The 26,252-nt window shown below is 50.9% G+C and carries 21 protein-coding genes, 2 tRNA genes and 1 pseudogene; 13 read left to right on the top strand and 11 right to left on the bottom strand.

What is annotated here, in order from left to right; all coding sequences use genetic code 11:
• Positions 1-24: 24 nt before the first annotated feature.
• Positions 25-540: an Ail/Lom family outer membrane beta-barrel protein gene (locus LC084_RS08850; RefSeq protein WP_226570788.1), complete on the bottom strand. Its 516-nt coding sequence runs from the start codon at positions 538-540 to the stop codon at positions 25-27.
• Between the two features lie 806 nt (positions 541-1,346).
• Here LC084_RS08850 and LC084_RS08845 point away from each other — a divergent pair.
• From LC084_RS08845 to LC084_RS08830, 4 genes are all read left to right on the top strand, one after another.
• Positions 1,347-3,584 carry a TonB-dependent siderophore receptor gene (locus LC084_RS08845; RefSeq protein WP_404808343.1) on the top strand — a complete coding sequence of 746 codons (2,238 nt, stop codon included), beginning with the start codon at positions 1,347-1,349 and terminating at the stop codon, positions 3,582-3,584.
• Positions 3,585-4,201: 617 nt separating this feature from the next.
• Entirely contained in the window at positions 4,202-5,317 is a 1,116-nt protein-coding gene (locus tag LC084_RS08840) for a glycosyltransferase (protein WP_226570786.1), read from the top strand.
• Positions 5,318-5,429: 112 nt separating this feature from the next.
• Positions 5,430-9,110, top strand: coding sequence for a salmochelin/enterobactin export ABC transporter IroC (gene iroC / locus LC084_RS08835; protein ID WP_226570785.1), 3,681 nt, complete (start codon positions 5,430-5,432; stop codon positions 9,108-9,110).
• A gap of 69 nt (positions 9,111-9,179) precedes the next feature.
• Positions 9,180-10,463: an esterase family protein gene (locus tag LC084_RS08830; protein WP_226570784.1), complete on the top strand. Its 1,284-nt coding sequence runs from the start codon at positions 9,180-9,182 to the stop codon at positions 10,461-10,463.
• A 343-nt stretch (positions 10,464-10,806) separates the two neighbouring features.
• Here LC084_RS08830 and LC084_RS08825 read toward each other — a convergent pair whose 3' ends face one another.
• From LC084_RS08825 to LC084_RS23350, 3 genes are all read right to left on the bottom strand, one after another.
• Positions 10,807-11,907, bottom strand: a complete 1,101-nt coding sequence (locus tag LC084_RS08825) for a phosphoserine transaminase (RefSeq protein ID WP_226570783.1) — start codon at positions 11,905-11,907, stop codon at positions 10,807-10,809.
• A gap of 14 nt (positions 11,908-11,921) precedes the next feature.
• Positions 11,922-13,178, bottom strand: a complete 1,257-nt coding sequence (locus LC084_RS08820) for an ATP-grasp domain-containing protein (protein ID WP_226570782.1) — start codon at positions 13,176-13,178, stop codon at positions 11,922-11,924.
• 332 nt (positions 13,179-13,510) lie between these two features.
• Positions 13,511-13,600: a hypothetical protein gene (locus LC084_RS23350; RefSeq protein WP_226571185.1), complete on the bottom strand. Its 90-nt coding sequence runs from the start codon at positions 13,598-13,600 to the stop codon at positions 13,511-13,513.
• A 106-nt stretch (positions 13,601-13,706) separates the two neighbouring features.
• Between LC084_RS23350 and LC084_RS23345 the strand changes: the two are divergent.
• Both LC084_RS23345 and LC084_RS08810 read left to right on the top strand, forming a co-directional pair.
• Positions 13,707-13,823: pseudogene (locus LC084_RS23345) on the top strand (flavin reductase family protein); the annotation flags it as partial.
• Positions 13,804-14,022 (top strand): flavin reductase family protein, encoded by a 219-nt coding sequence (locus LC084_RS08810; protein WP_404808342.1) that lies wholly within the window; start codon positions 13,804-13,806, stop codon positions 14,020-14,022. The pseudogene LC084_RS23345 and the gene LC084_RS08810, both read left to right, overlap by 20 nt.
• Before the next feature lie 43 nt (positions 14,023-14,065).
• Here the strand turns inward: LC084_RS08810 and LC084_RS08805 are convergent.
• The 3 genes from LC084_RS08805 to LC084_RS08795 form a co-directional block, all read right to left on the bottom strand.
• Positions 14,066-14,141, bottom strand: a tRNA-Asn gene (locus LC084_RS08805).
• 124 nt (positions 14,142-14,265) lie between these two features.
• The gene (locus LC084_RS08800; RefSeq protein WP_226570781.1) at positions 14,266-16,044 is read right to left on the bottom strand and encodes an aminopeptidase P family protein; all 1,779 of its coding nucleotides are present in this window, start codon (positions 16,042-16,044) and stop codon (positions 14,266-14,268) included.
• 34 nt (positions 16,045-16,078) lie between these two features.
• The gene (locus tag LC084_RS08795; RefSeq protein WP_226570780.1) at positions 16,079-17,539 is read right to left on the bottom strand and encodes an AMP nucleosidase; all 1,461 of its coding nucleotides are present in this window, start codon (positions 17,537-17,539) and stop codon (positions 16,079-16,081) included.
• Positions 17,540-17,767: 228 nt separating this feature from the next.
• On the opposite strand from LC084_RS08795, the gene LC084_RS08790 reads away from it, so the two are divergent.
• Positions 17,768-18,622, top strand: coding sequence for a D-amino-acid transaminase (locus LC084_RS08790; protein WP_226570779.1), 855 nt, complete (start codon positions 17,768-17,770; stop codon positions 18,620-18,622).
• A 7-nt stretch (positions 18,623-18,629) separates the two neighbouring features.
• Here the strand turns inward: LC084_RS08790 and LC084_RS08785 are convergent, their stop codons facing one another.
• Genes LC084_RS08785 through LC084_RS08775 form a run of 3 tightly spaced genes read right to left on the bottom strand, consistent with a single transcriptional unit; the run spans position 18,630 to position 20,905 of the window.
• Positions 18,630-19,118, bottom strand: a complete 489-nt coding sequence (locus LC084_RS08785) for a methylated-DNA--[protein]-cysteine S-methyltransferase (protein ID WP_226570778.1) — start codon at positions 19,116-19,118, stop codon at positions 18,630-18,632.
• A 28-nt stretch (positions 19,119-19,146) separates the two neighbouring features.
• On the bottom strand, positions 19,147-19,911 hold the full coding sequence (locus tag LC084_RS08780; RefSeq protein WP_226570777.1) for a 4'-phosphopantetheinyl transferase family protein: 765 nt from the start codon (positions 19,909-19,911) through the stop codon (positions 19,147-19,149).
• 58 nt (positions 19,912-19,969) lie between these two features.
• Positions 19,970-20,905, bottom strand: a complete 936-nt coding sequence (locus LC084_RS08775) for a nucleoside recognition domain-containing protein (RefSeq protein ID WP_226570776.1) — start codon at positions 20,903-20,905, stop codon at positions 19,970-19,972.
• A 395-nt stretch (positions 20,906-21,300) separates the two neighbouring features.
• Here LC084_RS08775 and LC084_RS08770 point away from each other — a divergent pair, with 395 nt between their 5' ends.
• The 5 genes from LC084_RS08770 to LC084_RS08750 all read left to right on the top strand — a co-directional run bounded on the left by LC084_RS08770 (position 21,301) and on the right by LC084_RS08750 (position 24,582).
• Entirely contained in the window at positions 21,301-22,902 is a 1,602-nt protein-coding gene (locus LC084_RS08770) for an MFS transporter (RefSeq protein WP_226570775.1), read from the top strand.
• Positions 22,903-23,117: 215 nt separating this feature from the next.
• Positions 23,118-23,471: a type II toxin-antitoxin system RelE/ParE family toxin gene (locus tag LC084_RS08765; RefSeq protein WP_226570774.1), complete on the top strand. Its 354-nt coding sequence runs from the start codon at positions 23,118-23,120 to the stop codon at positions 23,469-23,471.
• Between the two features lie 4 nt (positions 23,472-23,475).
• Positions 23,476-23,778, top strand: coding sequence for a helix-turn-helix domain-containing protein (locus LC084_RS08760; protein WP_226570773.1), 303 nt, complete (start codon positions 23,476-23,478; stop codon positions 23,776-23,778).
• Positions 23,779-23,991: 213 nt separating this feature from the next.
• Positions 23,992-24,249 (top strand): AbrB/MazE/SpoVT family DNA-binding domain-containing protein, encoded by a 258-nt coding sequence (locus LC084_RS08755; protein WP_226570772.1) that lies wholly within the window; start codon positions 23,992-23,994, stop codon positions 24,247-24,249.
• Positions 24,250-24,582, top strand: coding sequence for a type II toxin-antitoxin system PemK/MazF family toxin (locus LC084_RS08750; protein ID WP_226570771.1), 333 nt, complete (start codon positions 24,250-24,252; stop codon positions 24,580-24,582).
• Between the two features lie 61 nt (positions 24,583-24,643).
• Here LC084_RS08750 and LC084_RS08745 read toward each other — a convergent pair.
• A tRNA-Asn gene (locus tag LC084_RS08745) sits at positions 24,644-24,719 on the bottom strand.
• Positions 24,720-25,051: 332 nt separating this feature from the next.
• Here LC084_RS08745 and nac point away from each other — a divergent pair.
• Complete coding sequence (gene nac / locus LC084_RS08740) at positions 25,052-25,969, top strand: nitrogen assimilation transcriptional regulator NAC (RefSeq protein ID WP_226570770.1); 918 nt, start codon at positions 25,052-25,054, stop codon at positions 25,967-25,969.
• Positions 25,970-26,252 lie beyond the last annotated feature (283 nt).

The following is a 26,252-nucleotide window of genomic DNA, read 5'->3' as shown; positions in this document are numbered from 1 at the left end:
TTCTGTTTATATTACAGGGGAGGGTCAGAACTTATAACCGACGCCCAGGTTCCAGGTGCCCACCTGTACATGGCCCGCTGAACCATATTCATACCCGGCATCCAGCACAATATTTTGGTACGGGTTGAACTGCAAACCTGCGCCATAAACCAGCATAGAAGTATCGTGATCCTGGTTTACACCACTACGGCTGAATTTGTCTTTGGCATAGCCGTAGCCAATATCTGTATACACGCTGGCCCAGTCGGTAATGCGGTAAGTCGGGCCGGCTTTAACGGAGAAATAGTGGTGGTCGCCATCGCCGGCATCACTGTAGTTATTGCCGGTATAGGTCATGCCGCCCATTACGCCCCAGTCGTCATTGAGTTCATAGCGGTACTGCAACTGAACCCCTTTTGCATCACTACCATGAGTATGGTTGAAGTGGCTTTGCGCATAGCTGATAGTCGCGCTGCTGTCACCGGCTGCTGCATTTGCTACACCAATGGTGGAAGTTAAACCAGCAAGTGATAACGCAGAGTAAAGAATAATTTTTTTCATAGTAGATATCCTTATTTAAGACATGAGCGCATTTGCTTCACGGGTAATATGCTAGCACCAGAGTTTTGGTGTTTTTTCTCATTTTGTGAGGTTTGCAAAATAATAACCTTGTTGTTTTATATGATTTTGTTTTGTGTCGAAAAGTAACGGTGTAATTGGCGGTGGTATTTTATTTAATGTTGTATAGTAAAATTGCACTGATACTGATTGTAGATGGTTTGATAATGTAATTATTTACATGTGTATTGCTGGTGAAATATTCACGGAAGAGAAAAGCTAATTACGTAATTGAATATTATGAAAGTGATTATTATTTGCTCGCAAAGTTAGCTGCTATATAGCGCGACATAGAGAGAAAAGCCAGCAGGTATAGCCTTACCCACCGTAATCTCAAGGTAACACACTGAATCTTCCCCCCTCCCGGTGTACGCAGCGCCTTCAGGCCACAAGCCATGATGGCGCAGAAATACCCCTTTAAAATCTGGGCCTAAAGTATTAGCAAACATTACGCCAGGCACCCGGTGTAAGGGGAACAGCATTTCATCTTTTTATTCTAAGAAATTTCATTTTTGGATGATGAGATACTGAAATGGGTAGTAACAAATGTGTCATTAAGATGAATCTTATGCCATGTGTGTTTTTGGCAGAACGTGCGGAATTTGAGTTAATAACAATGATATTGAAATTAGTAATCATTCGCATTAACTTGCATGTCTCTTTTTACACACAGGGATACCTTCAGAACTATGAACAAGCATACGTATAAAATATCGCTGCTCAGTTCAATCATTGCAGGCAGCCTCGCGATGCATTCTGCCTATGCTGACGAGGTTGATACACAAACCAGCCAGCAACAAACCCAGTCTACGGCAGATAACTCGAATATAAAGCCGGTTACCAAGAAGAACGAGAATAAGAAGAACAGTGACGACACCATAGTGGTTACTGCAAGGGAGCAAACGCTCCAGGCGCCGGGGGTATCAATTATCGATAGTGAAGCTATCAAGAAACACCCCATCCAGCGTGATGTCTCTGAAATTATTCGTACCATGCCTGGGGTGAACTTAACCGGTAACTCCAGCAGTGGCCAGCGCGGTAATAACCGGCAGATAGATATTCGCGGAATGGGGCCCGAAAACACGCTTATTCTGGTAGATGGCATGCCCGTAACCAGCCGCAACTCCGTGCGTTATGGCTGGCGTGGTGAACGTGATACCCGTGGTGACAGCAACTGGGTACCACCGGAAATGATCGACCACATTGAAGTTATCCGTGGCCCGGCTGCCGCGATTTATGGCAATGGCGCGATGGGCGGTGTGGTGAACATTATCACCAAACCTGCAGCCAATGCCTGGCATGGTAGCTTTAACACCTATTTCAACGTCCCGGAGCATAAATCAGAAGGGGCGACGAAGCGTTACAATATGAATCTGAGTGGCGGGCTGACAGATAACCTGACGATGCGTTTGTATGGTAACTGGAGCAAAACCCAGGCGGATGCACAGGATATTAACGAAGGCCATCAGGCCGAGCGTACCGGCAAATATGCCGGGCAGTATCCGGCAGGGCGCGAAGGGGTTATCAATAAAAATATCAATGCGGCATTGCGCTGGCAATTTATGCCGATGCAGGCACTGGAGCTTGATGCCGGGTACAGTCGCCAGGGGAACTTGTATGCGGGCGATACTCAAAACACTAACAGTAGTACATTGACCAAAGCCTGGTATGGTAAAGAGACCAATATACTTTACCGACAGACCGTAGCGCTAAAATATACAGGCGCCTGGGATAACGGTGTTACCACCAATAACTACATACAGCTCGAAAAAACACGTAATACCCGGTTAAGAGAAGGCCTGTCTGGCGGTGTGGAAGGGATGTTTGCCACCACGGATACCGGTTTTTCCACTATCACGCTGAATGACACCAATCTGCATTCTGATATTAATATCCCGTTCGATTTGTGGGTGAATCAAACCGTTACCCTGGGCGCGGAAATGAACCATCAGTCGATGAAAGACCCAACATCCAACTCGCTGACTACTAGCTCAACAGTGAGTGGGGTTTCAGATTCAAACCGTAGCCAGTACAGTTCTGCTGACATCTATGGCGTTTATACTGAAGACAATATCGACCTGACAGACTCCACCCGCTTAACACCAGGTTTGCGCTTTAACTACCAGACCATCACGGGGAGCAACCTTAGCCCGGCACTGAACTTGTCTCAGGAACTGGGTAGTGATTTCACGCTGAAAATGGGGATTGCCCGTGCCTGGAAAGCACCTAACCTGTACCAAACTAACCCCAACTACCTGCTCTACAGCAGTGGCAACGGGTGTTATGCCAGTTCAGGCAGTTGCTACCTGCAAGGGAATAAAGACCTTAAGGCGGAAACCAGTGTTAACAAAGAGATTGGCATTGAATATCACCATGATGATGTGCAGGCCGGTTTAACCTGGTATCGCAATGATTACCACAACAAAATTGAAGCAGGTTATTCGGCGGAATACTCCAACGGTACGTCGGATGTTTATAAATGGGAGAACGTACCCAAATCGGTTGTCCAGGGGCTGGAAGGCACGCTTAACTTCCCAATCAGTGATTCTGTGAAGATGAAAAATAACTTCACTTACATCATTGATAATAAGAATAAAACCACCAATGACTACCTGACTATTATTCCGAAATACACCATCAACTCCATTGTTGACTGGCAGGCGACGAATGATTTGTCAGTACAGGGAACGATGACCTGGTATGGCAAGCAAAAACCGAAGAAATACAACTCCAAAGGGGAAGCAACCTCAGGGAGTGAAACCTGGGCCGTTTCGCCTTATGCACTGTTTGGGATGAGTGCAACTTACAACATTAACAAATATATCGATGTCACTGGCGGGATTGATAACTTGTTTGATAAACGCCACTTCCGTGAAGGGAACTCAACCACCTCAGGCAGTGGCACCACTTATGCCTATGGTGCTGGTGCACGGACTTATAATGAGTCTGGCCGTACCTACTATATGGAAGTTGGAATGCACTTCTAACGGACAAATAGCCCACTTGTAACCAACCTGCCTGCCCTGGTGTTCTCTACGGATACCGGGCGGCAGGTTGTATCACATTACCAGCAAGACAGAGAACTAACCATTTACCCTACGGAAAATCTTAATTCGGCAGATCAGTTAGAATTCAATTGTTAAATACTAATTATATTGATAATAATTATCATTAGTATTTAGCAATGATTGTAGGTACAGGTGAAAATCAATAACTGGCTAATAAAAAAGGTGTTGTTAGCAAAAGCCAGGCGCTAAGTGGATTTTCTTAAATGGACAATCCCTGCAAAAAATAACCTGTTTACCCGTTTGTTTTAGTTTGGGATGGCAGTTTTCGGCATAAAGCTGGGTTCATGCTTGTGCCGTTTAGCGAGGAAAATAACGCTTACTGAGCGTTGGCAGAAGTGGGCAACGGACAGCCCTGGCAGGCAGCCGCACAACAACGGAATTATTGATTCACAGAAATAATGCCGGGAGTGACTGCCTGCACCGGAATGAAAAAAACGTGGCGTCAACACTGGCCCGGAAGCGGTAAATATACTGGCCGGAGGCAGTTTTGCGCCCAATTTTCAGATTCAGTTCGTCAAGCGGAGAGGGATTTTCTCATGCGTATTCTTTTTGTTGGGCCACCACTGTATGGCTTGTTGTACCCGGTGTTTTCACTTGCTCAGGCATTTCGCGTTAATGGCCATGAAGTGCTGATTGCCAGTAATGGCAAATTTGCGCAAAAAGCCGCAGAAGCAGGGCTGGTGGCATTTGATGCCGCACCGGGTTTTGATTCAGAGGCCGATTACCGGCGACGGGAAGATTTGCGTAAAAAAAATAACGTTGGCACCAAAATGGGTAATTTCTCTTTCTTCAGTGAAGAGATGGCCGACAGCCTGGTGGAATTTACCCGCCACTGGAAGCCCGACCTAATTGTTTACCCACCATTAGGTGTTATTGGGCCGATGCTTGCTGCGAAATTTAATATCCCGGTGGTAATGCAAACTGTGGGATTTGCGCATAAGCCCTGGCATATCAAAGGCGTGACTCGTTCACTGTCGGATGCCTACGCACGCCATGGGGTAGCAGCTCCACCCAAGGATTTAGCCTGGATTGATGTCACCCCGCCCAGTATGAGCATTCTGGAAAACGACGGTGAACCCGTTATTCCCATGCAATATGTTCCCTATAACGGCGGTGCAGTTTGGGAAAAGTGGTGGGCGCGCACACCAGGCCGTAAACGGTTGCTGGTAAGCCTTGGAACCGTGAAACCTATGGTGGATGGCCTGGATTTGATCTCCTGGGTGATGGATTCCGCCCAAGAAGTGGATGCAGAAATCATCCTGCACCTGTCTGCCAATGCACGGGCTGAATTGCGCCAGTTACCGCCTAATGTTCGCCTTGTCGACTGGATCCCTATGGGGGTGTTTCTCAATGGTGCTGATGGGTTTATTCACCATGGCGGGGCCGGAAACACGCTGACTGCTCTGCATGCAGGTATCCCACAAATTGTTTTTGGCCAGGGCGCAGACCGCCCGGTAAACGCCAAAGTAGTGGTTGACCGTGGGTGCGGCATTATTCCTGATGACCGAGGGCTCTCCAGCGACCTTATCAATAGTTTTTTGGCTGATACGGCTTTACAGCAAGCGTCAGACCAGGTTGCCCGCGAAATGGCAGCACAGCCAACGCCAACAGAGGTGGCAAACCGCCTGATTTCACAACTACAACGCGCCTGACTCTGGTGTGACAGATAAAACCGGGTGCGCGGTTTGGCACCAAAAATGACTGCGACTACGTGCAGTCGGTTAACTGCGCGTAGCCATTATTATGAACGATGAAGGAGGCTTGATGCCCACCGCTCAAACCCCAAAACCCGCTGGTTCGTGGCTGGCTCGTCTTGCCAGTGTGTGCTGGGAGCGTAAGACGTTAAGTGTGATTGTTGTGCTGGCTTCTGTCACCACAATCATTTTTGCTGCATTAACTCCCTTATTAACCCGTCAGGCGGTAAACGACGCATTGGCGGGTAACACTGCGCGTCTGCCCATGCTTGCCTGTGGGTTACTGCTTATCGCCCTGTTTGATTTTATTGGCAACTATGTACGCCGTGGTTATGCCGGTGAACTCTCTCTGTGGGTTCAGCATACGTTACGGGGAAGGGCATTCGACAGTATCCAGAACCTCGATGGGGCAGGGCTTGATGCGTTGCGTACCGGGCAGGTGATTTCGCGGACCAACAGTGATTTACAGCAGGTTCACATGTTGCTGCAAATGTGCCCGGTTCCACTGGCGGTCATGACTTATTACCTTGCGGGCATGGTTGTCATGCTGTGGATGTCTCCGGCGATGACATTGATTGTCGTCGCCGTTCTGGCTTGTTTGGCGGTGACAGCATTGCGGGCGCGGCGCAGAGTCTTTGCCCAAACCGGCCTGGCATCAGACCAGTTGGCCAGCATGACAGAACATATCCGCGAAGTGTTGGCCCAGATAGCCATTGTCAAATCATCCGTTGCTGAATTACGTGAAATGCGCTGGCTGGATAGCCAGTCCCGCCAGATTGTCCGGGCGCGTATTGGTGCGGCGCTAAGCCAGGCTATGCCGGGAGCCACCATGCTGGCATTACCCGTTCTGGGGCAACTGGTACTGCTGGCTTATGGTGGCTGGGCTGTAACGACAGGCAGAACCGACCTGGGCACTTTTGTGGCCTTTGCCAGTTTCCTGGCAATGCTGACCGGCCCAACCCGTGTGCTGGCTTCCTTTTTGGTGATTGCCCAACGCACCCAGGCCTCGGCAGAACGTGTGTTCGCATTGATAGATACCCAGCCGCAAATGCAAGATGGCACGGAGCCTGTGGCGGGCAAGCTGGTAGGGATGGAACTCGGCAATGTTGGGTTTGGCTATAAGCCAGGTTCACGCGTTTTGCAGGATGTTTCTTTTTCTATCCACGCCGGAGAAACAGTTGCTGTAGTGGGGGCGTCTGGTTCAGGTAAATCCACCCTGCTTATGCTGCTGGCCCGATTCTACGACCCCACCACGGGGGCGTTATGGTTAACCACCGACCAGGGGCGGCAAAACATTGCAGATATACGGCTTGAATCGCTGCGCCGCCAGGTGGGCGTAGTATTTGAAGAGACTTTCTTATTTGCAGGAACCGTGGCGGAGAATATTGCCTACGGCCACCCAAAAGCGACGGAAGAGGACATTCAGCGGGCTGCCCGTGCTGCGGGCGCGATAGCGTTTATTAACGCGCTACCCCAAGGGTTTGCTACGCGCCTTAATGAGCGGGCGAGTAATTTGTCCGGTGGGCAGCGGCAGCGTATTGCGCTGGCTCGAGCTTTATTAACGGCACCAGAGCTACTTATTCTTGACGACACAACCTCGGCAGTGGATGCCAGTACCGAAGCGGAAATTAATACCGCCCTTAGCCGTTATGCTGACCAGGAGCATATGCTGTTGGTTATTGCGAGGCGGCGTTCAACCCTGAATCTTGCCAGTAAAATCGTGGTGTTGGATGGTGGGAAGGTTGTGGATGTGGGTACCCAGAAAGAACTGGAAGCGCGTTGCCCGGCATTTGGTAAATTGATGTCCGGAAGCGGTGATTTTCTGGAAGATACCCAGCCTTATACAGGTGAGCTTTGGCCCCAGAGCACAGGGGCTGCCAGTGGCAACGACACCTTGCCGCACAAAGGGAGTCACAGTGCTAAAACGGGTGGTTTTCGTGAACAGATGTGCCGTGTGCCAGAGCGTGCAGTACAACTGGCAATGGCCGGGCGTGGCAACCGGGTTGGGGCGCTGTTGCCACCGGTTGCCTGGATGTTCATTACTGCTGCGCTATTGATAGCGCTTGATTCTGCCGCGGGCGTTGGTGTGTTAGTGCTGTTGCAACGTGGCATAGACCAGGGCGTTGTCGCGGGGAATATGGCGATTATCGGCGAGTGTGCGGCACTGGCGTTGCTGCTTGTCGCCATTAGTTGGTGTTGTTACTCCCTGCAAACCATTATCTCAACCCGTGCTGCGGAGTCTGTCCAGCACACTGTTCGGTTGCGTAGTTTTGGGCAGTTATTACGCCTGGGGTTGCCTTACCACGAAGCCAATGCGGATGCACGCCTGACACGTATGACCGTGGATGTGGATTCCCTGGCGCGGTTTTTACAAAACGGCCTTGCCAGCACTGCGACCAGCCTGATAACCATGGCGACTATTGCCGGGGCGATGTTCTGGCTTGACCCGGTTCTGGCGTTGGTGGCATTAGGGGGAATTCCTGTTGTGCTGCTGGCAACCTGGGTATATCGCCGCCTTAGCTCACCGGCTTACGCGCAGGCTCGCCTTGAAATAGGCAAGGTCAACAGCACATTGCAGGAGAAAGTCTCTGGGTTACGTGTGGTGCAGTCTCATGGGCAACAACATGCCGAAGCGGCCAAATTACGCACGCTGTCAGACCGCTTTCGGGCAACCAGGGTGCGGGCGCAAAAATACCTTGCTGTCTACTTCCCATTTTTGACTTTCTGCACCGAGGCTGCCTATGCCGCAGTGTTGCTGGTAGGCGCATCACGGGTAGCTGAAGGTGAGATGACAGCGGGTGTACTGGCGGCATTCTTTTTATTGCTTGGGCAGTTCTATGGGCCAGTGCAACAACTCTCCGGTATTGTTGATGCCTGGCAACAGGCCTCGGCCAGTAGCCAGCATATTAATACTTTACTGGCGCAACCTGGGGCTGAGGATATCCAGCCATCTGCCGAACCTGTTGCTTTTTCGCGCTATGGTGAACTGGCGTTGGAAAATGTGTCATTTATGTATCCGGGGAGTTCGCAACCCGCCCTTGACCAGTTTTCGCTTTCCATACCGGCAGGTTCGGTAGTGGCGATTGTGGGGCAAAGTGGTGCCGGGAAATCCACCCTGATTAAATTGCTGGCCGGGTTGTACCCGCCTTCTGGTGGGCAGATTCGCCTTGATGGGCGGAGTATTGATTCACTTGCGCTGGCCGATTACCGTGCACAGGTTGGTCTGGTGGATCAGGATGTTGCCCTGTTTAGTGGGGATATCGCGCAGAATATCCGCTATGCCAGCCCACAGCGCACAGATGCAGAGGTTGAACGCGTTGCGCAGGATGTTGGGTTACTCGAAACAATAAGCCGCTTACCGCAAGGCTTTAATACCCCAGTGAATAATGGTGGTGCAGACTTATCTGCCGGGCAACGTCAGTTGATCGCTCTGGCGCGAGCCCACCTTGCCAACGCTAAAGTGGTCTTGCTTGATGAAGCTACATCCCGGTTGGACCGGATTGCGGAAGAGAAGCTGATGGATTCCCTGGCGAAGGGGGCACGCAACCAGGGAGGAATTGCTCTGGTGGTAGCACATCGCCTTACTACGGCTTGCCGGTGCGATGCCATTGCAGTGGTGGAACAAGGGCGGGTGGTACAGTTTGGGACCCATGAAGAGCTGGTTGCGGTCCAGGGTGTTTATTCTCGCTTGTGGCGTAACAGCACAGCAACCCAGGCCCACACAGATGAACCCGTAAGGGATGCTGTATAGGCCCTTGGCAGGTAAAAGTGATTATTTAATGGGTTAGCCTGTTCTGGCTAAACGACAAGGAGAGAAAGGATGAACCCGGTTCAGGCTGGCGCGTATGCAGAGAAAAATGGTGCAGGCAATAGTGCAGGTAATAATGTGCAGCAGGTGTTGGCGCAACTGGCCCGCAGGCGCGTCGCTAGTAGTGCACAGTTCTGGCAGGATGTTTCTACTCTGGCATTCCCTGCTGTTTTGCCTGGCTCCGGGAATGAAGCCACACGCGAGGTGACCTTTTTGTGGCGCTCATCTGAATCGTTGCAGGGTGTTTACCTGCGGCTGAACCGGGTGACAGACAAAGATAACGTAGCCCGCGGCATGCTGGAGCACCTCCCTGGCACGGATGTTTGGTTTTTAACTCTGCGAGTACCGGCAACCTATTGCGGTTCTTATACTTTCACAGAAATTCCACTTGGTGTGTCTGAGCAACAACTGGCACTGATTGGGGGGCGTAACACCCCGTTTGCCAGCCAGCCAGACACCTTTAATACCGCAGCGGCTATTCGGGTGCATGGCGGTAGCTATGAATCTGTGCTCAGGCTGGATAAAGCGCCTGAACAACCGGAATGGTGCAATAGCCAGGCCTTGCCCGCCGGGGCTATTCACACCCGTTATTCAGTTTTGGCCGGGCATGAACGCCGTTTGCGCCTCTATTTGCCGGATGTGCCACCTACAACGCCGCTCGGTTTGTTGGTGTTGCCTGATGCCGAAGCCTGGTTCGATAACCTGGGGGTGTTGCAGGCCATGGATGCCGCGGTACGCAGCGGCCGCATTAACCCTTTTGCTGTATTAGGCGTGGACAACCGAGACCAAAATGACCGGGCAGCTATTTTGGGGGGGAACACCGTTCTTATCGATGAACTTGCTCACCGGATCATTCCCGAAGTGCTGGCCGGGCATGCAGACCGGGCCTGGTCTGGGCGGGAGCGCACGGTTTTATCAGGGCAAAGTCTGGGAGGGGTTACGGCTTTAATAGCAGCGTTGAGAGCACCCGATACGTTTGGGGCGGTATTCAGCCACTCGCCCTCGATGTGGTGGATGCCCGATAGCAGCCGTCGGCCATTTATGTTCAGTGAGCATGATACCTCCTGGGTTAGTGAATACGTAATGGAAGCCCCGCCTGTGGGGGTGCAACTGCGTTTGTGTGTTGGCAGCCTGGAAGGTGCCACGGTTCCCCATGTAGAGCAATTGCATCAACGGTTGCTCAGTGCTGGCGCAGACAGCTCGTTGGTAATGTATACCGGCGGGCATGATTTTGCCTGGTGGCGTGGGGCGTTAATTGACGGGCTGGCTGCGCTATCAACGCAGCATGCTAGGTAAAACTGCCGGGGCGCAGCCACTCGCTTTCTGGTTAATAGCGTTTTCAATATCGCCAGCAATGTGGTGCCTTCGGCCAAAATGGAGGATGGCTATGCAATTTTCACGTGTTCAGATTAAGCAGGGTGGAAGCGCCCCTGGGAGCGCAAATGCAGAAATGGCAGCATTGCTGATGGCTGCCACACTTTTAGAATACACATTACTGATGTTCTGACTCTGATAACTGTAGCAACCGGCGCGCTCTGTTTGGCCGCGTGTTCTTTTCGGGAAAACAAGTCTCTGTTTTGTGTCGCCTGACAACATACCCTGCCAGCCAGCAGGGTATGCCAGAGAACAATAGCGGCAATTATTTGCGGTTATTACGCAAGAAATCATCCATAAAGTTCACCAGTTTTTCCGCAGCGGGAACAGACAGCGCGTTATAAATTGATGCCCGAATCCCACCAATCGTCCGGTGCCCATTAAGGCCCGACAAACCGGCCTGCTGGCTTTCAGCAAGGAATTTTTTATCCAGATCTGCATTTGGCAGTTTAAATGCTACGTTCATTTGTGAACGGTCTTCCACCCGGCTCCAGCCATTGTAGAAACCATCACTGTTATCCAGCATGGCATAAAGCAGTTCTGCTTTATGGCGGTTAATTTGCGCCATGTTTTCCAGACCACCCACATCATTAAGCAACCAGCGGGTAACCAGCAATACCACATAAATAGCGAATACCGGTGGCGTATTGAGGTTAGAGTGTGACTCTACCTGGCGGCGGTAATTGAGAAATGATGGCAGTTCATCCGACGATGCCTTAACCACGCTGTCGTGTACCAACACAATGGTTACCCCTGCCGGGCCAATGTTTTTCTGCGCGTGCGCATAAATGACGGAGAATTTATTGGCATCACAAGGTTTGGACAAGAAATCAGACGACATATCACACACCCGTGGTACGTCATCGCGCCCGATAACGCGCTGGAATTGCAAACCTTCTACTGTTTCATTGGAAACATAGTGCAGGTACGGTGCATCTGGCGAAAAATCAAGCTCACCATCTTCTGGCAGGCGGTTAAAACCACAGGATGCGCCACTCCATAACACTTTTACCGGGCCTTCACGGCGAGCTTCTGTGACGACTTTGCTGCTCCAGTAACCGGTATCAAGGTATTCCGCCGCATTTTTTTGCCCGCGCAGCAAGGTCATCGGAACCATCGAGAACTGCTGTGTTGCTCCACCTTGCAAGAACAAAATATGAAAGTCTTTCGATAAACCAAGCAGGGTGCGGATATTGTTTTCTGTTTCTTCAACAATACCGGCAAACCAGTCTGAACGGTGGCTGATACCCAGAATAGACAGGCCAACACCGGGGACTTCTTTAATTGCGGCTTCAACCTGCGTAAGAACGGTTTCCGGCAATGCGCCCGGCCCGCCTGAGAAATTTAACGCGTTACGTGAAATCATCTTTTTTCTTATCCTTATAACCCATCATCAGCCTGGTTTTGGTGTGTGAAAGCACGGGACAACAGCAAGTCGCGGCAGGCGTTTTTAACTTTGTTCATGTGGATTTGTTTGTGCGGGAACATCTCTTCTGAATCCATCGCGTGAACCACCATTGCCGGGTCTATTTCAAACACCAGCAAGTCGCCCTCAGGTGTTTCACCGCAGTCAATGCCTAAATAATCGAGCTGAGTGGTTTCATAAATGGCTTGCAGTGCCTGTTGGTGGCGGGCTGAAAATTGTGCAAATTCATTGAAAAACCTGGCTTCTTCTGCGCGCTTTTGGGGATCCTGATACATGGATGCATTTACGTAATGGACCATCCAGTTACTTGAAATAGCCATATGGCAGCCATAAGCCACGCCATCAATAAGTGAAAGGCGGTATTTGCGGAACTGCCCGTCTTCGTTGCTGTAATCAATAAACCGCGACAGGAAATAGCTATTAACTTGTACACGTTCCAGGTAACTGGCCAGTTCATCCCGGTGAGTGATTTTCTCCAGCCCATGGCCACCATGGGAACCCGCCGGGCGCAGAATAACCGGAAAATCACAACCCGGTAAGTTTGCCTGTTCGCTGACGACCAAAGACAGCGCTTCACGGGTAACCGGGTGGGCCTGGGCAATCGTCAGCCCTGGCTTATTTTGCAATAAAGCACTGGCTGCCAGCCGTTCTGATTTTTGTACATGTTCTGGGCTATTGATGACTGGCACAGGCCACTGGCTGGTGATTTTCTCCAGTTCGTGCAACAGAGCCTGATTTTCTGTGGTGGCACTGATACCAGTCATCAGTAAATCATGCTCGGGTATTGGCGCCTCAAACGGCGTTTGTGAGGTGATAAAGTAATAAATCAACTCGATGTCGCTGTTTTCCAGCAGGCAATCGAGCGGCACATTTACCGATAATTCACCAGGAACCATCAGCATTAGCAAGCGCAGTTTTGCCGGTTGTTGCTTCGCAGGGTAGGTATACACCCGTTGCATTGACAGTGCCTGGCGTTGAATCTCCAGCGCGGTTTCCGTGTCTTCCAGGCACTGCATGACGGTTGCGAGGTTCATCCACAGTATCGCGTTGTCGGGGTGTTGCTGTACCTGCACAATCAGGTCTTGTGCGAACTGTGTAAACTCCTCACCCGCAATGCTCATACGCAAAAAAGGCGCCATGCCAAGGAACTCGGTTGGGTCCAGTGTCGCCGCTATTGCCTGGTCGGGGTGGAGGCCAGAAAGTGTGTGCAATGACTTGTCCTCTCAGTGCATTGATTTCACTGTTTATGATAGCGGCGGGTACAAGGTGCCAATCGGCGGAAAATCGCTACATTCGCGTGCGACCAATTTTGATTAGGCGTATGGCTACCAGGGATAAGGGTGTGGTGGGGGCGGTATAACGGCCAAAAGCACCTGCCAACTACCCGCTCCGGAAGTAACCAATGTAGTTAAGTTTGGTTTTGGGCTTGGGCACTGGAGGTGCTTTTTCTGTGGGGGCACTCACTTGCAAATAATAAAGCCGGGCTAAAACCTGGGCGAGCAAGTAGCCAGGAAGAGTCTCTCTGTCTGCGAAGATATTTTGCTCAGAACGCATTGTTTCTGATACGGAAAGAGCGTGTGATACGGTCCCGTATTTCCACCAGTTCGGCATCGCTGTAAGCCGGTGGTGGCAGTGCATGATTGCTTAATGCAGTTCCACGAGTTTTGCGGGTTTGGTGTTAAGTTGATTTTCAGTCATTCCGCCATTCAAATTTTTGACACGACCGTGGTCAATTCGCAACAGGCGTGTGTGTTGTTACCATGATGGATAAAGATAACAATTTTCATGGGCTAACCATCAGCAGCTTTAACACCGTTTCCCTGGAACCCCCCGTTAGTGCTCTGGAGCCTGCGTAAGCAATCCTGGTATGCTCAGCATTTTCTGGAGGCGGACGCCTTTGCGATAAATGTCCTGTCGGGCCATCAGCATCAGGTTAGCGATATTTTTGCCAGCGCGGGCAGCGGCTATAAACTGCCTTTGATTGACGGTGCACTCGCGCATCTTGAATGCAAAATGTGGCGTCAGTTGACAGCGGCTGTTGAAAGTAACAGCTAACAGAAAAGCAAAAAGCCTGCTTTAAAAGCAGGCTTTTCAAATTTGGCTCCTCTGACTGGACTCGAACCAGTGACATACGGATTAACAGTCCGCCGTTCTACCGACTGAACTACAGAGGAATCGTGTGAACGGGGCGCATATTACTGGCCCCGTGCTGGTGTGTCAAAGCTTGATTTCACAAAATTGTGCGTTTGCTGATAAATTCCACATTCTCAGGTTGTTATCTCAGCAATAGCCACCATGCTAGCCTGCGCGGGCATGTACCGGAGCCGTGGCCTCAAACAGCCAGGGGCGCGCTTCAGCTTCCACTAATGGAGAAAGTACGTCACGCACATGCAGGTGGTAGCTGTCGAGCCAGGCAATTTCCTGTTCAGTAAGTAAGTGCAGTTCTGCCGCACGCAGGTCGATGGGGATCAGCGTCAGTGAACTGAAGCGGCAAAAACCGGGCATACCGAAAATAATCTCAACCTGGTTTTCAATGCGAATGCCGTAGTTATCTGCCAGGTAATAACCGGGTTCAATGGTGATAACCTGGCCTGGCAGCATCGGCCACGGGTTAACTTTTTTTGCCATTCTGTAGGGTTGCTCGTGGATCTGTAAGCGGTGGCCAACACCGTGACCGGTGCCATGGTCATAATCCAGCCCTAATTCCCACAGCCCCCGGCGGGCAAAAGCATCTAACTGGTGGCCTTGTGTACCTTTGGGAAACTGTATGGTTATCAGCCCAAGAAAACCTTTCAGCACGGCGGTGTAGTGGCGGCGCATTTCAGGAGAAACGTCACCGAATGGTAGGGTACGTGTTGCATCCGTGGTGCCATTAACATACTGCCCGCCGGAATCATTAAGATAAAAGCTGCCCGGCGTAATTGCCGTATTGGTCGCCGGGGTGGCGTGGTAATGGCACATGGCCGCGTTACTGCCGGCGGCGGAAATCGTGGCAAAGCTCTGTTCCAGGAAACCTTCACGCTGCTGGCGGTAAGCCAGTTGCTGGGCCTGAACTTCCAGCTCCGTTAACGGTGTACCTGACTGTGCCCTGATGTGAGCTTCCCGCTCCAGCCAGGCCAGGAAATTCACCCAGGCAACACCATCTTGCAGGTGGCAGTGACGGTAACCTTCCAGCTCGGTCAGGTTTTTCTGCGCTTTCATGAAAGTGAGTGGATCGGGCTGCCAGAATACCTCTCCACCACCGGCTTCCACGGCAAAGCTCACTGCAACAGGCGCGTTATCTGCATCCAGCAAAATACGTTTACCTGCCGCAATTTCCTGGCAGCGGGCCAGCAATGCTGAAGGTGCTTTCAGGCTGATGTCCATTAACCACACTGGCGGCACCAGCGTCAGTTTCACCGGGTCAACAAACCACTCAACCGCACCATTATTTTTCACCAGGGCGAAAGAGTGGGGAACCGGGTTCATGGGAACATCTGAACCACGCATATTCAGCAGCCAGGCAATGTTATCTGGCTGGGTTACTACCAGGTAGTCAACACCCAGTTCCTGTAATTTCGCCCCCAGACGGGCGCGTTTGGTGGTGGTCAGTTCACCGCTAATATCTGGTGGCATCAGGCTGACTGGCCCTTGCGGTGGTGCCGGGCGGTCATGCCAGATGGCATCGAAAGGGTCATAAGACAGTGCCACCAGTTCGCAGCCGCTGGTTTGTAACGCCTGATACTGGCTGTTAACCATTAACATGGGCTCAAAACCAATACGCTGCCCGCCAGGTAAATTCTGTGCAATCCATTCAGCAACAGGTTCATCATGCAAATGGTGGATTTCAAACAATGCTGGGTCTGTTTCATGGCGCGCCTGAACCTGGTAGCGCCCATCCACAAACAACAATGCACGGTCCTGTAATACCAGCGCCAGGCCAGCCGAACCGGTAAAACCGGTTAAAAAGGCCAGTTTATTATCGTGGGGGGCGCAGTCCTCGCTCTGGTGGGCATCTGCGCGCGGAACTAACATACCTTCCAGTCCGCGCGACAACAGCGCATGTCGCAAATCAGATAACGGGGTAGAGGCGGCCATAGTAGTACCTGTATCAGTTTGTCAGGCTTTCCGGTTAACGGAAAGGCGGTTCGTTGAATGTGCGCAATTTACGTGAGTGGAGTTTCTCACCTTCCGCACGTAATAAGTCAATGGCGCGAATACCTATCTGTAAATGTTCAGAGATTGCGCCTTCATAGAATCGGTTTGCCTGGCCTGGAAGTTTAATTTCTCCGTGTAAAGGTTTGTCTGACACACACAGCAATGTGCCATAGGGAACACGGAATCGGTAACCTTGCGCGGCAATGGTTGCGCTTTCCATATCAATGGCAACGGCACGGCTTTGGTTAAAACGTAAAGCCGAGGCGGAATAACGTAACTCCCAATTACGGTCATCGGTTGTTACCACTGTACCGGTGCGTAAGCGTTGTTTGACTTCTTCTCCCGGCATCCCACTGACTTCTTTGGTGGCATCATATAATGCGCGCTGCACCTCAGCGATACTGGGTACCGGAATATCGGGCGGTAATACCGCGTCCAGCACATGGTCATCACGCAGATAGGCGTGGGCCAGTACATAATCGCCAATAGTTTGGCTCTCACGCAGCCCGCCGCAGTGGCCTATCATCAGCCAGACATCCGGGCGCAGTACCGCAAGGTGGTCGCAAATTGTTTTTGCATTGGAAGGCCCAACACCAATATTGATAAGGGTAATACCCTGGCCGTCAGCTGTGATTAAGTGCCAGGCCGGCATTTGGTGTTTTTTCCAGGCTAAATCAGAAATGGCATCTTCCGGGGCTTGCGTGTCGGCGGTTATCCATGCGCCACCAGCACAAGAGAGCGCAACATAAGGTGAGTCCGGGTCAAGGATTTGGTTGCAACCCCAACGCACAAATTCATCTACATAACGGGTGTAGTTGGTAAAGAGTACGAAAGGCTGGAAATGTTCAACCGGGGTTCCTGTGTAATGGCGCAGGCGGGCGAGAGAAAAATCAGCCCGGCGTGCATCAAAATGCGACAACGGCGAAAAATCAATGGAGTCCAGCAGGCCGTCTGCCGTTTCATCACCAATTTGTGATAACTCGGTGGTGGGAAAATGGCGTGCCAGCCCGGCGCTCATACTCCGATCCAGCGACAATGAAGAGCCGTCAATGACATAAGGATAGGGGATTTCCTGGTCGGAAGGGACCACACTAATTTGCGCGCCGTAATCTTCCTGCAACAGGGTAAGTTGCTCAGTTAAATAGGCGCTGAAAAGAGCCGGACGTGTGATAGTGGTACGGTAACAGCCGGGGTGAGTAAAGCGCCCGTAAGCTCGGGTCTTTTTCGGGTTGCGTGCCACTCCATCCCAGGTGACCTGGAGCGCCGGGTAAGTAAATAACCCTTGTTGCCTTGCTGTGGCATCAGGCAGTGCGCCGGTGTCGATATACAGCGCAATGGCTTTGCGCAGCGCTTTAACTGATGCGTCAAACATAGCATCCAGTTGTTCGATAGCTTGCGCAGGTGTCAGGTTTTGTTCTGTGCGATGAGTTTGCATCCTCTCTCTCCTTATTTTTCCTGTTGTAAACCACTATTCCCCTGAGGTTCAGTATGTCACGGCAGTAAATAAACGAAAGCAGAATGCGATTAAATGGCCATGGGGAAATTTGGCTCGCCTGTTGTTTCTATTCAGTTTGTGGTTTGTAGCGCGAACATTTCGGAAAAAACGCGCGCGAAGCGTGCTAGCGTGACAACTGCCACACTGAACGGTAAACAAGGAGGAAACATGTCATCATGGGTATGGTTGAATGAAGATTATTGCCCCGCAGAGCATGCGCGGGTATCGGTCTTTGACCGGGGTTTTTTATTTGCTGATGGGGTGTATGAAGTGACGGCGGTGGTTAACGGGCAGTTGCTCGATTTCCATGCACATATGCAACGGTTGCAGCGCTCCTGCCAGGCGCTCGAACTGTCGCTCCCCTGGCCGGTGGGCAAACTGGAGAAAATACATGAAACACTGGTTGCCCGTAACCATGTGCAGGAGGGGAGTGTGTACCTGCAAATAACCCGTGGCAACCCGGGAAAGCGTGATTTTCACTACCCGGATACCTCTGTTCCACCCACGCTTGTCGTGTTCACTCAGGCTCACAATATTTTGCAGGACCCGCGCGCAGAACGTGGGTTGTCTATGGTGACATGCCCGGATATTCGCTGGCAGCGGTGCGATATTAAAACGGTGAGTTTACTGGCTGCCAGCATGGCAAAAATGGCGGCTCAGTCTCAAGGCGCAGATGATGCAATACTGGTACGGGATGGCCTGATAACTGAAGCCAGTTCAGCAAATTGCTTTATGGTGACCCCCTGCGGGAAACTGGTTACCCGGGCATTAAGCCAGGCGATTTTACCCGGCATTACACGCGCTGCATTGTTGGATATTTGCCAGCAGCACCAACTGGGCATTGAAACACGTGCGTTCAGCCCTGATGAAGCCTATGGCGCACGGGAAGTCTTTATCACTTCGGCTACCACGTTTGTGATGCCAGTGACCAGGCTGGACGGTAACCTTATTGGGGGCGGCAGGCCGGGTTCTGTTGCTACCCGTTTGCGTAAAGCTTACCTGGCCCGCTTTGGTGCCGCGTAATCTTGGGTTACAGCGCGATACGAATCCCTTCAAGTGACAGTAGTGCTTGTTTTACGTCCAGGCCGCCTGCATAACCCACCAATTTCCCGCTGGCACCAATCACACGGTGGCAGGGAATAAAAAAGGGCAGGCGGTTACGGTTATTCGCCAGGCCAACCGCCCGGCTGGCCGCTGGGTTGCCAATTTGGTGGGCAATTTCGCCATAAGTGCGGGTTTCACCCCAGGGGATTTGCCGCAGGGCTTCCCACACCTGGCGCTGAAATACGGTGCCGCCTGGCTCCAGTGGGGTACTGAAGCAGGTAAGCTCCCCGGCAAAGTAGGCGTTCAGCTCTTTGCAAGCCTGGCTCAACACGGGGTGATGAGCGGCCTGGGTAATACTCTCGCCTTCACTGAGTGGAAAAGTGCGCAGAAAACGAACAGATTCCAGCGCTTGTGAACTGGCCTGTAACAGTAGTGGCCCGGCTGGGGTATCGGACATCAGGCAATAATCTGGCATGTTGGGCTCCGGGGAATGGCAGGAGCCATTATTCTGGCATAATACTGTATAAATTGTCAGTATCTGGCAGGTGTATTTGCGGTAAAAAGCACGTTGTTACGACATCGCCCGCAAATTGCCACTTCCCATAAAAACGGTAACCAGCAGGGAGTGTGGCAGACAACGGCTGGGTTAAACGTAATGTCAGTGTGCACCGGTCAGTGTTCAGCTCACTTATTTCCGCACAGTCAAAATCCAGGTAACGTTTGACTTGCGGGTATAACGATTTAAACAAGGCTTCTTTTGCCGAAAAAGTAACCAGTAGTGCCTGCTCCCATTCCAGTGCGCATTGTTGCAGCGTTATGCGTTCTGGTGGGGAAGTAAACATAGCGGCAGTTTCCCGCATGATGCGTGGGGCCAGTGTTTCGGTATCCACCCCAGGGGAAATACCAAGGTTTACCGGAGCCAGGACAACCACCGCCTGGTTCTGAGTATGAGATATTGAACCACAAAACCCGCCAGGCCAGGCCGGTGAGCGGTCCGGGTGTGAGAGCACTGGGGTGTGTACCCCGTGAGCGGCCAGAAGTTGCTGGCAACAAAAGCGCCCGGCAAAATACTCGGCTTTACGTTTTCTGGCAGCTTTTAGCAGTGCGTCAGGGAAGACAATACCCGAAGTGAGAAACAACTCATCTTGCCATAAGCTTGTGTCAAAAAACGCCTGGCAGACGGTTATCTTCGGATATTGGTCGGTTGTTCCACAGCGATACTGGTGAATAAAACCAGGACCAGGCTGGGGAGATAATAAGTTGAACATCGTCTTCCTTGTGGGTTATGGCGGTGCCAATTTACCATAACCCTTGTGGAATCGGGTGTCAGCTATAGATAAGTATATGAAGAATGGTCCGTACGGCTATCCCAACCAGCGCACCGGGCAGCACGTAACGAAACAGGCGCACAAAGCGCGAACTGACCGCCAGGAAAATGCCAATACCCGGTAAATCCAGGGTTTGTACCAGCAACCCTGCAGAAGCGTTTAATTCGGTTACCGTAAATTTACCCTGGGCGATCAAGTCCGATGCTACGCCAAAATAGGCTGTCCCACCCGCCATGGTTTTTACCAGTGTGGCAAGAATAAACACAGGCGAGATACCGGCCAGGCTAAGCAGTGGCGACAACAACGTTTCCAGTAAATGCACAAAACCAACGGCTTCCAGCATGTTGACTGCCGCCAGAGAAATGATCAACATGGGAATGGCGCCGGCAGACAACCGGATGGCATCTGCACCAGCAAGGTTGATGATGGCAAGCAAACCTTGTTTTTTATGTGTTACTCGGTTTTTGGTGCTGGCAGTGCGAAAATTTTCCGATGAGAGACGGCGGCCAAACAGGTGCCAGGTAGCAGCGCCAGCAACCAACCCACCCAGAATAGAAATACCAATGGCTGGCAGCCAGTGCAGGCCCTGGGGAATTAACGGGTAAAACACATTGGCCTGGCCCATAGCAAAAGACATGGCGAGTGTTGCGGCCATACGCCGATCCGATTCGCCCTGACGATCCATCATGGTGAGTGTGGCGATGGGGGCGGCAAAGCTGACAAAGTTCATCTGGATGATGGCAAACAGGCTCATTCCACCAAGGCCAAAAGGTTTAAGCAAAGGGCCAAACACTTTAACGATTTTTTCCAGTACGCCTTTTGATTCAAGAAAACGCATGATTGCCAGCATAACAACCATAATCGGCAGTAAGGTATAAAGAGAGACATTCACTGCGGATTTGCCCGCATTCATTATTATTTCAATAATATTCATTACCAAGCCTTAACCTGTCTGATGTGAATTGCCCCGCCGTTATCTTATGCACGGTCTAAGGCCGCACTAGCATACGCCGCAGTAAAGTGATCTTCCTCACATTTATTCATTCGTTAAGAAAATTTGTATTACGACCGCCTGACATTAGCCAGGCTGTCGCTAAATTTAACCTGATGTAATTTTAAAGAACGTTTTTTCTGAATAAAGAAAACGGTATTTCAGAATGGTGAGCGAGGGAGGGAAGATCTTCATCTTATTGCCACCATGAACACGGGGGTGGCAAAAACGCAAAGGTATCGCTCCAGGGATCGCCTTATTTTGAACGTGACCTTCTTCCGACGTGTGGTGAGTAAGGGATTTATTGCCTGTATGACTAACTACGACAGGGTAAAATTATGAAGACACGTACTCCCCGGTTAATTCATTATCTTGCCTATGGCTCGGGGGATTTCCTCGGCGCAGGCACAACGGCACTGACGGCCGCCTGGTTGCTCTGGTTCTATACCTCTTTCTGCGGTTTATCACCTATTGAAGCGACGCTGATATTTGCTCTGGCACGTGTGCTGGATGCTGTTGTTAGCCCGCTGATGGGGTTTCTGACCGATAATTTTGGCAATACCTGGGCGGGCAAACGCTTCGGTCGCCGTAAATTTTTCATCTTATTGGGTATCCCTTGTGTATTCAGCTACTGCCTGATGTGGCTGAGCGGTATGCCATTCTGGTATTACCTGGTCACTTACTTATTGTTTGATGTGGTGTACACCATGATTCTGGTGCCTTATGAAACGCTGGTACCGGAAATGACCGATGATTTTAAACAAAAAACCCGCTTTTCTGGGGCGCGTATTTCCATGGCGCAGTTATCCGCTATTCTTGCGGCGTTTTTGCCCGGAATACTGATTAGCCATTTCGGGAAAGAGAATGCTATCTCCTTTTTTTATGCCAGCCTGGTTTTTGCGGCTATATGCGCCATTGTGCTGACACTGGTGTGGTTTTTTACTTGGGAACGCCCACGGGAAGCCTGGTCAGAAAGCCACCTGAAAGCAGAGCAAATGCGCCAGGGTTTAACACTGCGCCAAAGCTTGCACCGCTTGTTTGTCGAACTGGGTTCAACGTTACGCATTCGCATTTTTCGCCAGCACTTGGGAATGTACTTAGGTGGGTATATCGCACAGGATGTTTTTAATGCGGTATTCACTTATTACGTCGTGTTTGTGTTGATGCAAAGTGCCACTGTTGCCTCCAGTTTGCTGGGGACCATGGCTGTTTTGCAATTTATTGCTGTGGTGGGGATGATCCCGCTGTGTATTCGATTCGGGCCAGCACCAACATACCGCATGGTTGTATGCTTGTTTGGTGCCAGCTGTCTTGCCTGGGCGGTGCTGTGGTATGCCGGATTGAATGATGTCATGGCATTGTTGTTATTGGTTTCTGCCATTGCCGGGTTAGGGCGGGGAGGAATCAATTATGTTCCGTGGAATATCTACACCTATATTGCCGATGTGGATGAGGTTATTACTGGCCAACGGCGTGAAGGGATTTTTGCGGGCATCATGACACTGACCCGCAAAGCTTCGCAGGCCGGAGCGGTCATGTTGGTGGGCATTATTCTGCAACTCTCTGGCTTTGTTTCCGGCCAGGCAACCCAAAGTACCACGGTAAGTAATACTATTTTGTTTATTCTGAGTATTGGAACAGTCATTGTCCTTGCCTGCGGTTTTGCTATTTCGCTGCGCTTTAAGCTCAATTTGCAAACTCACACTCTGCTGCGCGAAGCAACAGCGCAAATGCATAAAGATGGCGTGGCGCTGGTGGCAAATGTGCCCCAGGCAACACGAGCGGCGGTGGAAACCCTGGCTGGTATGCCTTATGAAAATTTATGGGGGAACAATAATGTGGGCTACCAGAACCGTAATAAGCCACCTGCACCAGTAATGCAGAGTGCAACGCACACTGTCTTTTCCCCCATCGACAATGCAAAAGTGGCGCGTAAGTAATCTTTTCGCCAGCTCGCGAGGGCTGCCTCGCAATAAAATATGACGTTTTCAGGCCCGCTGTTCTTTTATGGAAGCGGGCCTGTACTTTTCTCTTTTACAGAACCCCGGACACCGTTATTTCCGGCACACTTTCGTGGATTGGTGGCAAAGCATTATTTACAAATATAGCTTTGCATCTATATTGCCTGAGGGCTATATTCTGCGGAGGCAGCGTTGTGTGGAAGATTAAGACAACAGACAGGTTTGATGCCTGGTTCACGGCACTGGATGATACTGACCGCGCCAGTGTATTGGCGGGATTAATGGTACTGAGGGAGAGAGGGCCGGTACTTCCCCGCCCCTGGGTAGATACCGTTAAAGGCTCTCGCTACTCCAATATGAAGGAGTTACGCATCCAAAGCCGTGGGCAACCCATTCGCGCCTTTTTTGCCTTTGACCCATTTCGCAATGCTGTTGTGTTGTGCGCCGGGCATAAGGCAACATTTGGTAAGCGGTTTTATGATGTGATGGTTCCGCTTGCTGACCGTGAATTTAACGACTGGTTGAGAAAACCAGAGCCACAGGAGTAATGCGATGGGCAGAACACTGGAACAAATTATTGCTGCAGAGAAAAAGGGCGTTGTAGCACAGGCACAGGCACAAGCTGCAGACATCATGCTGAATATCCACCTGGCAGAACTGCGTGAAAAAGTGCAGAAAACCCAGGTGGAAATGGCTCAGGCTTTAGGTATTCGCCAGCCTACGGTTGCAGGTATGGAGAAACCAGGGCGCGATCTCAAACTTTCCACACTGAAACGTTATGTGGAAGCCACTGGCGGCAAACTACGCCTGGATATAGAACTGCCTGACGGCACGCACTACGATTTTGTGGTGTAAACCGCAGGCTTTTGATTTCTGCCGCGTGGGTGGTGGGTGGATATAAAGGTTGTAATCCCGCAACCCGACCATGTTGCTGAGACAGAAGTTCACAGTGAGGAATCGAGCTTTACTTTTGCTGTGCTAAGGAGACTAACCACAATGGAACTGATTGAAAATTGTGCACCGCCTTCCTCTGATGTTATATTTAAATATAATATTTGGAGGTGTTCTATGTATACCACTCGTCTGAAAAAGGTTGGCGGATCTGTCATGCTGGCGGTCCCTCCCGCTGTTCTGAAAACGCTGGGGTTGTCGATAGACAGCGAAGTGGGCATGACCATTGATAATGGCTGCCTGGTTATTGAACCTCAAAAACGTCCCCGCTATTCGCTCGAAGAACTGTTGGCGGAGTGCGACCCGCACGCTGAAATAAGCGAAGAGGCCCGGGAATGGGTTGATGCACCTGCGGTAGGCAAGGAGATTCTGTAAATGGACAGAGGGGAAATCTGGCTTGTTTCACTGGACCCGATTGCTGGTCATGAACAAAGCGGAAAACGCCCAGTGCTTATCGTATCGAAGGCATCGTTCAACAAGCTGACTCGGTTACCGGTTGTTGTTCCCGTTACCAGTGGTGGAAACTTCGCGCGCACAGCCGGTTTTACCGTCTCACTGGAAGGCGCGGGTACAAAAACAGCGGGAGTTATTCGCTGCGACCAGCCAAGAACTATCGATATAGGTGCCCGGAACGGTAAGCGGCTGGAACGTATACCTGATGCAGTGATAAATGAAGTGCTGGCCAGGCTGGAAGCCATTTTGAACTGATGTGCACCATACACAAAAGCAAGAAGCCCGCTTAAGTTTCCTTAAGCGGGCTTCTTAAATTTGGCTCCTCTGACTGGACTCGAACCAGTGACATACGGATTAACAGTCCGCCGTTCTACCGACTGAACTACAGAGGAATCGTGTGAACGGGGCGCATAATAACGAGGGTGTAACAGGTTGTCAAAGCCTGGAAAGCGTTTTTAATACTGATTGCTGGCTATTTCAGCAGTTGGTTTTTTTTTACTCAAAGCAGGCTCAGTGCGCACTGCTATGGTGCATAAGTGTCTCTTATGGGGCAGGTGTAGTCCTGTGTTTTAGTAATAACTGCGTAGAGGTTGATTAGTTTCTCTTATTATCCAGCCTGTTAGCCCACAATTTAGCACTTTCGGAAAACTGGCAAGCATATTGCTATACATACAGGGACATGATAGCTGCCGACATGGCAAGGGCATTCCGTACAGGAGGCAAAATGAACTTAAGACGACTGAAGTACTTCGTGAAAATCGTCGATATTGGTAGCCTGACTCAGGCCGCCGAAGTCTTGCACATAGCGCAACCCGCGCTTAGCCAGCAAGTGGCTACCCTGGAAGGGGAGTTGGATCAGCAACTGTTAATCCGCACAAAACGTGGAGTGACACCGACAGAAGCCGGGAAAATTCTCTACGCCCATGCTCGTACTATTTTGCGCCAGTGTGAACAGGCGCAGCTTGCCGTTAACAACGTTGGGCAAACCCTTAGTGGGCAAGTGTCCATTGGCCTGGCACCAGGTACTGCAGCATCTTCTATCATTATGCCGTTGTTGCAGGCTGTACGTAACGAACTGCCTGATGTGCTGGTTTACCTGCACGAAAACAGTGGATCAGTACTGAATGATAAATTGCTCAGTGGGCAACTGGATATGGCTGTATTGTATGACCGCGCGCCGACTGCGGGTATCACCAGCCAGCCACTGTTAAAAGAAGAGTTATATCTGGTTGGTACCAGTGAATGCCCAGGGCAAACCGTTGACCTCGCAGCTGTTGCAGAAATGAATCTGTTCTTGCCACGGGATTACAGCGCTGTACGTAAACGTGTTGATGAAGCATTTTCATTGCGCCGCTTAACCGCCAAAATCATTGGCGAAATCGAGTCTATTTCTACCCTGACAGCCGCTATTGCCAGTGGTATGGGCGTAACAGTGTTGCCGGAATCGGCTGCCCGCTCTTTAGTCAGCGCATCAAATGGCTGGATGGCTCGTATAACTACGCCATCAATGAACCTGCCTCTGTCATTGAACCTGTCGGCGCGCACTCAGTTGTCTCCTCAGGCCCAGGCAGTAAAAGATATTTTGTTATCCCTGGTCTCCCGCCCGTCACTGGAAAATCGCGAACTGATGTTGGTAGGCTAATTTTTTGGGATAAGCAGCGCTTTAAGTTGAAACACCGCTCTGTGCGGTGTTTTGCATTTCTGATTACATCAATTCTGTGTGCCACCTCCCGCCAGCTACCTCGCCAGAGGTATGTTTTCCCCCGAATAATTCAGGCATAACAACAAAATTGCTGCGCAGCTTAACGAAAATTGAAAAAGGTGTATTAACAACTGTAATTTTGCCGTGCGCTGCCGATAAAGAGTGATAGCTGGTCAAAAATTGCCGTTAGCACGTAAAGTGAAGGCGAGGAAGTCTGTTACGT

It is taken from the genome of Mangrovibacter yixingensis (genome assembly GCF_020523985.1).
GTDB lineage: Bacteria > Pseudomonadota > Gammaproteobacteria > Enterobacterales > Enterobacteriaceae > Mangrovibacter > Mangrovibacter yixingensis.
The sequence above is the reverse complement of the archived record's forward strand: the minus strand, read 5'-3'. Positions and strand labels throughout refer to the sequence as shown.

Excerpts from the sequence above, each read along its gene's own strand:
- LC084_RS08850 (WP_226570788.1), bottom strand. The coding sequence starts at position 540 with ATGAAAAAAATTATTCTTTACTCTGCGTTATCACTTGCTGGTTTAACT.
- LC084_RS08845 (WP_404808343.1), top strand. The coding sequence starts at position 1,347 with ATGCATTCTGCCTATGCTGACGAGGTTGATACACAAACCAGCCAGCAA.
- LC084_RS08840 (WP_226570786.1), top strand. The coding sequence starts at position 4,202 with ATGCGTATTCTTTTTGTTGGGCCACCACTGTATGGCTTGTTGTACCCG.
- iroC (WP_226570785.1), top strand. The coding sequence starts at position 5,430 with ATGCCCACCGCTCAAACCCCAAAACCCGCTGGTTCGTGGCTGGCTCGT.
- LC084_RS08830 (WP_226570784.1), top strand. The coding sequence starts at position 9,180 with ATGAACCCGGTTCAGGCTGGCGCGTATGCAGAGAAAAATGGTGCAGGC.
- LC084_RS08825 (WP_226570783.1), bottom strand. The coding sequence starts at position 11,907 with ATGATTTCACGTAACGCGTTAAATTTCTCAGGCGGGCCGGGCGCATTG.
- LC084_RS08800 (WP_226570781.1), bottom strand. The coding sequence starts at position 16,044 with ATGGCCGCCTCTACCCCGTTATCTGATTTGCGACATGCGCTGTTGTCG.
- LC084_RS08795 (WP_226570780.1), bottom strand. The coding sequence starts at position 17,539 with ATGCAAACTCATCGCACAGAACAAAACCTGACACCTGCGCAAGCTATC.
- LC084_RS08790 (WP_226570779.1), top strand. The coding sequence starts at position 17,768 with ATGTCATCATGGGTATGGTTGAATGAAGATTATTGCCCCGCAGAGCAT.
- LC084_RS08785 (WP_226570778.1), bottom strand. The coding sequence starts at position 19,118 with ATGCCAGATTATTGCCTGATGTCCGATACCCCAGCCGGGCCACTACTG.
- LC084_RS08780 (WP_226570777.1), bottom strand. The coding sequence starts at position 19,911 with ATGTTCAACTTATTATCTCCCCAGCCTGGTCCTGGTTTTATTCACCAG.
- LC084_RS08775 (WP_226570776.1), bottom strand. The coding sequence starts at position 20,905 with ATGAATATTATTGAAATAATAATGAATGCGGGCAAATCCGCAGTGAAT.
- LC084_RS08770 (WP_226570775.1), top strand. The coding sequence starts at position 21,301 with ATGAAGACACGTACTCCCCGGTTAATTCATTATCTTGCCTATGGCTCG.
- LC084_RS08760 (WP_226570773.1), top strand. The coding sequence starts at position 23,476 with ATGGGCAGAACACTGGAACAAATTATTGCTGCAGAGAAAAAGGGCGTT.
- LC084_RS08755 (WP_226570772.1), top strand. The coding sequence starts at position 23,992 with ATGTATACCACTCGTCTGAAAAAGGTTGGCGGATCTGTCATGCTGGCG.
- LC084_RS08750 (WP_226570771.1), top strand. The coding sequence starts at position 24,250 with ATGGACAGAGGGGAAATCTGGCTTGTTTCACTGGACCCGATTGCTGGT.
- nac (WP_226570770.1), top strand. The coding sequence starts at position 25,052 with ATGAACTTAAGACGACTGAAGTACTTCGTGAAAATCGTCGATATTGGT.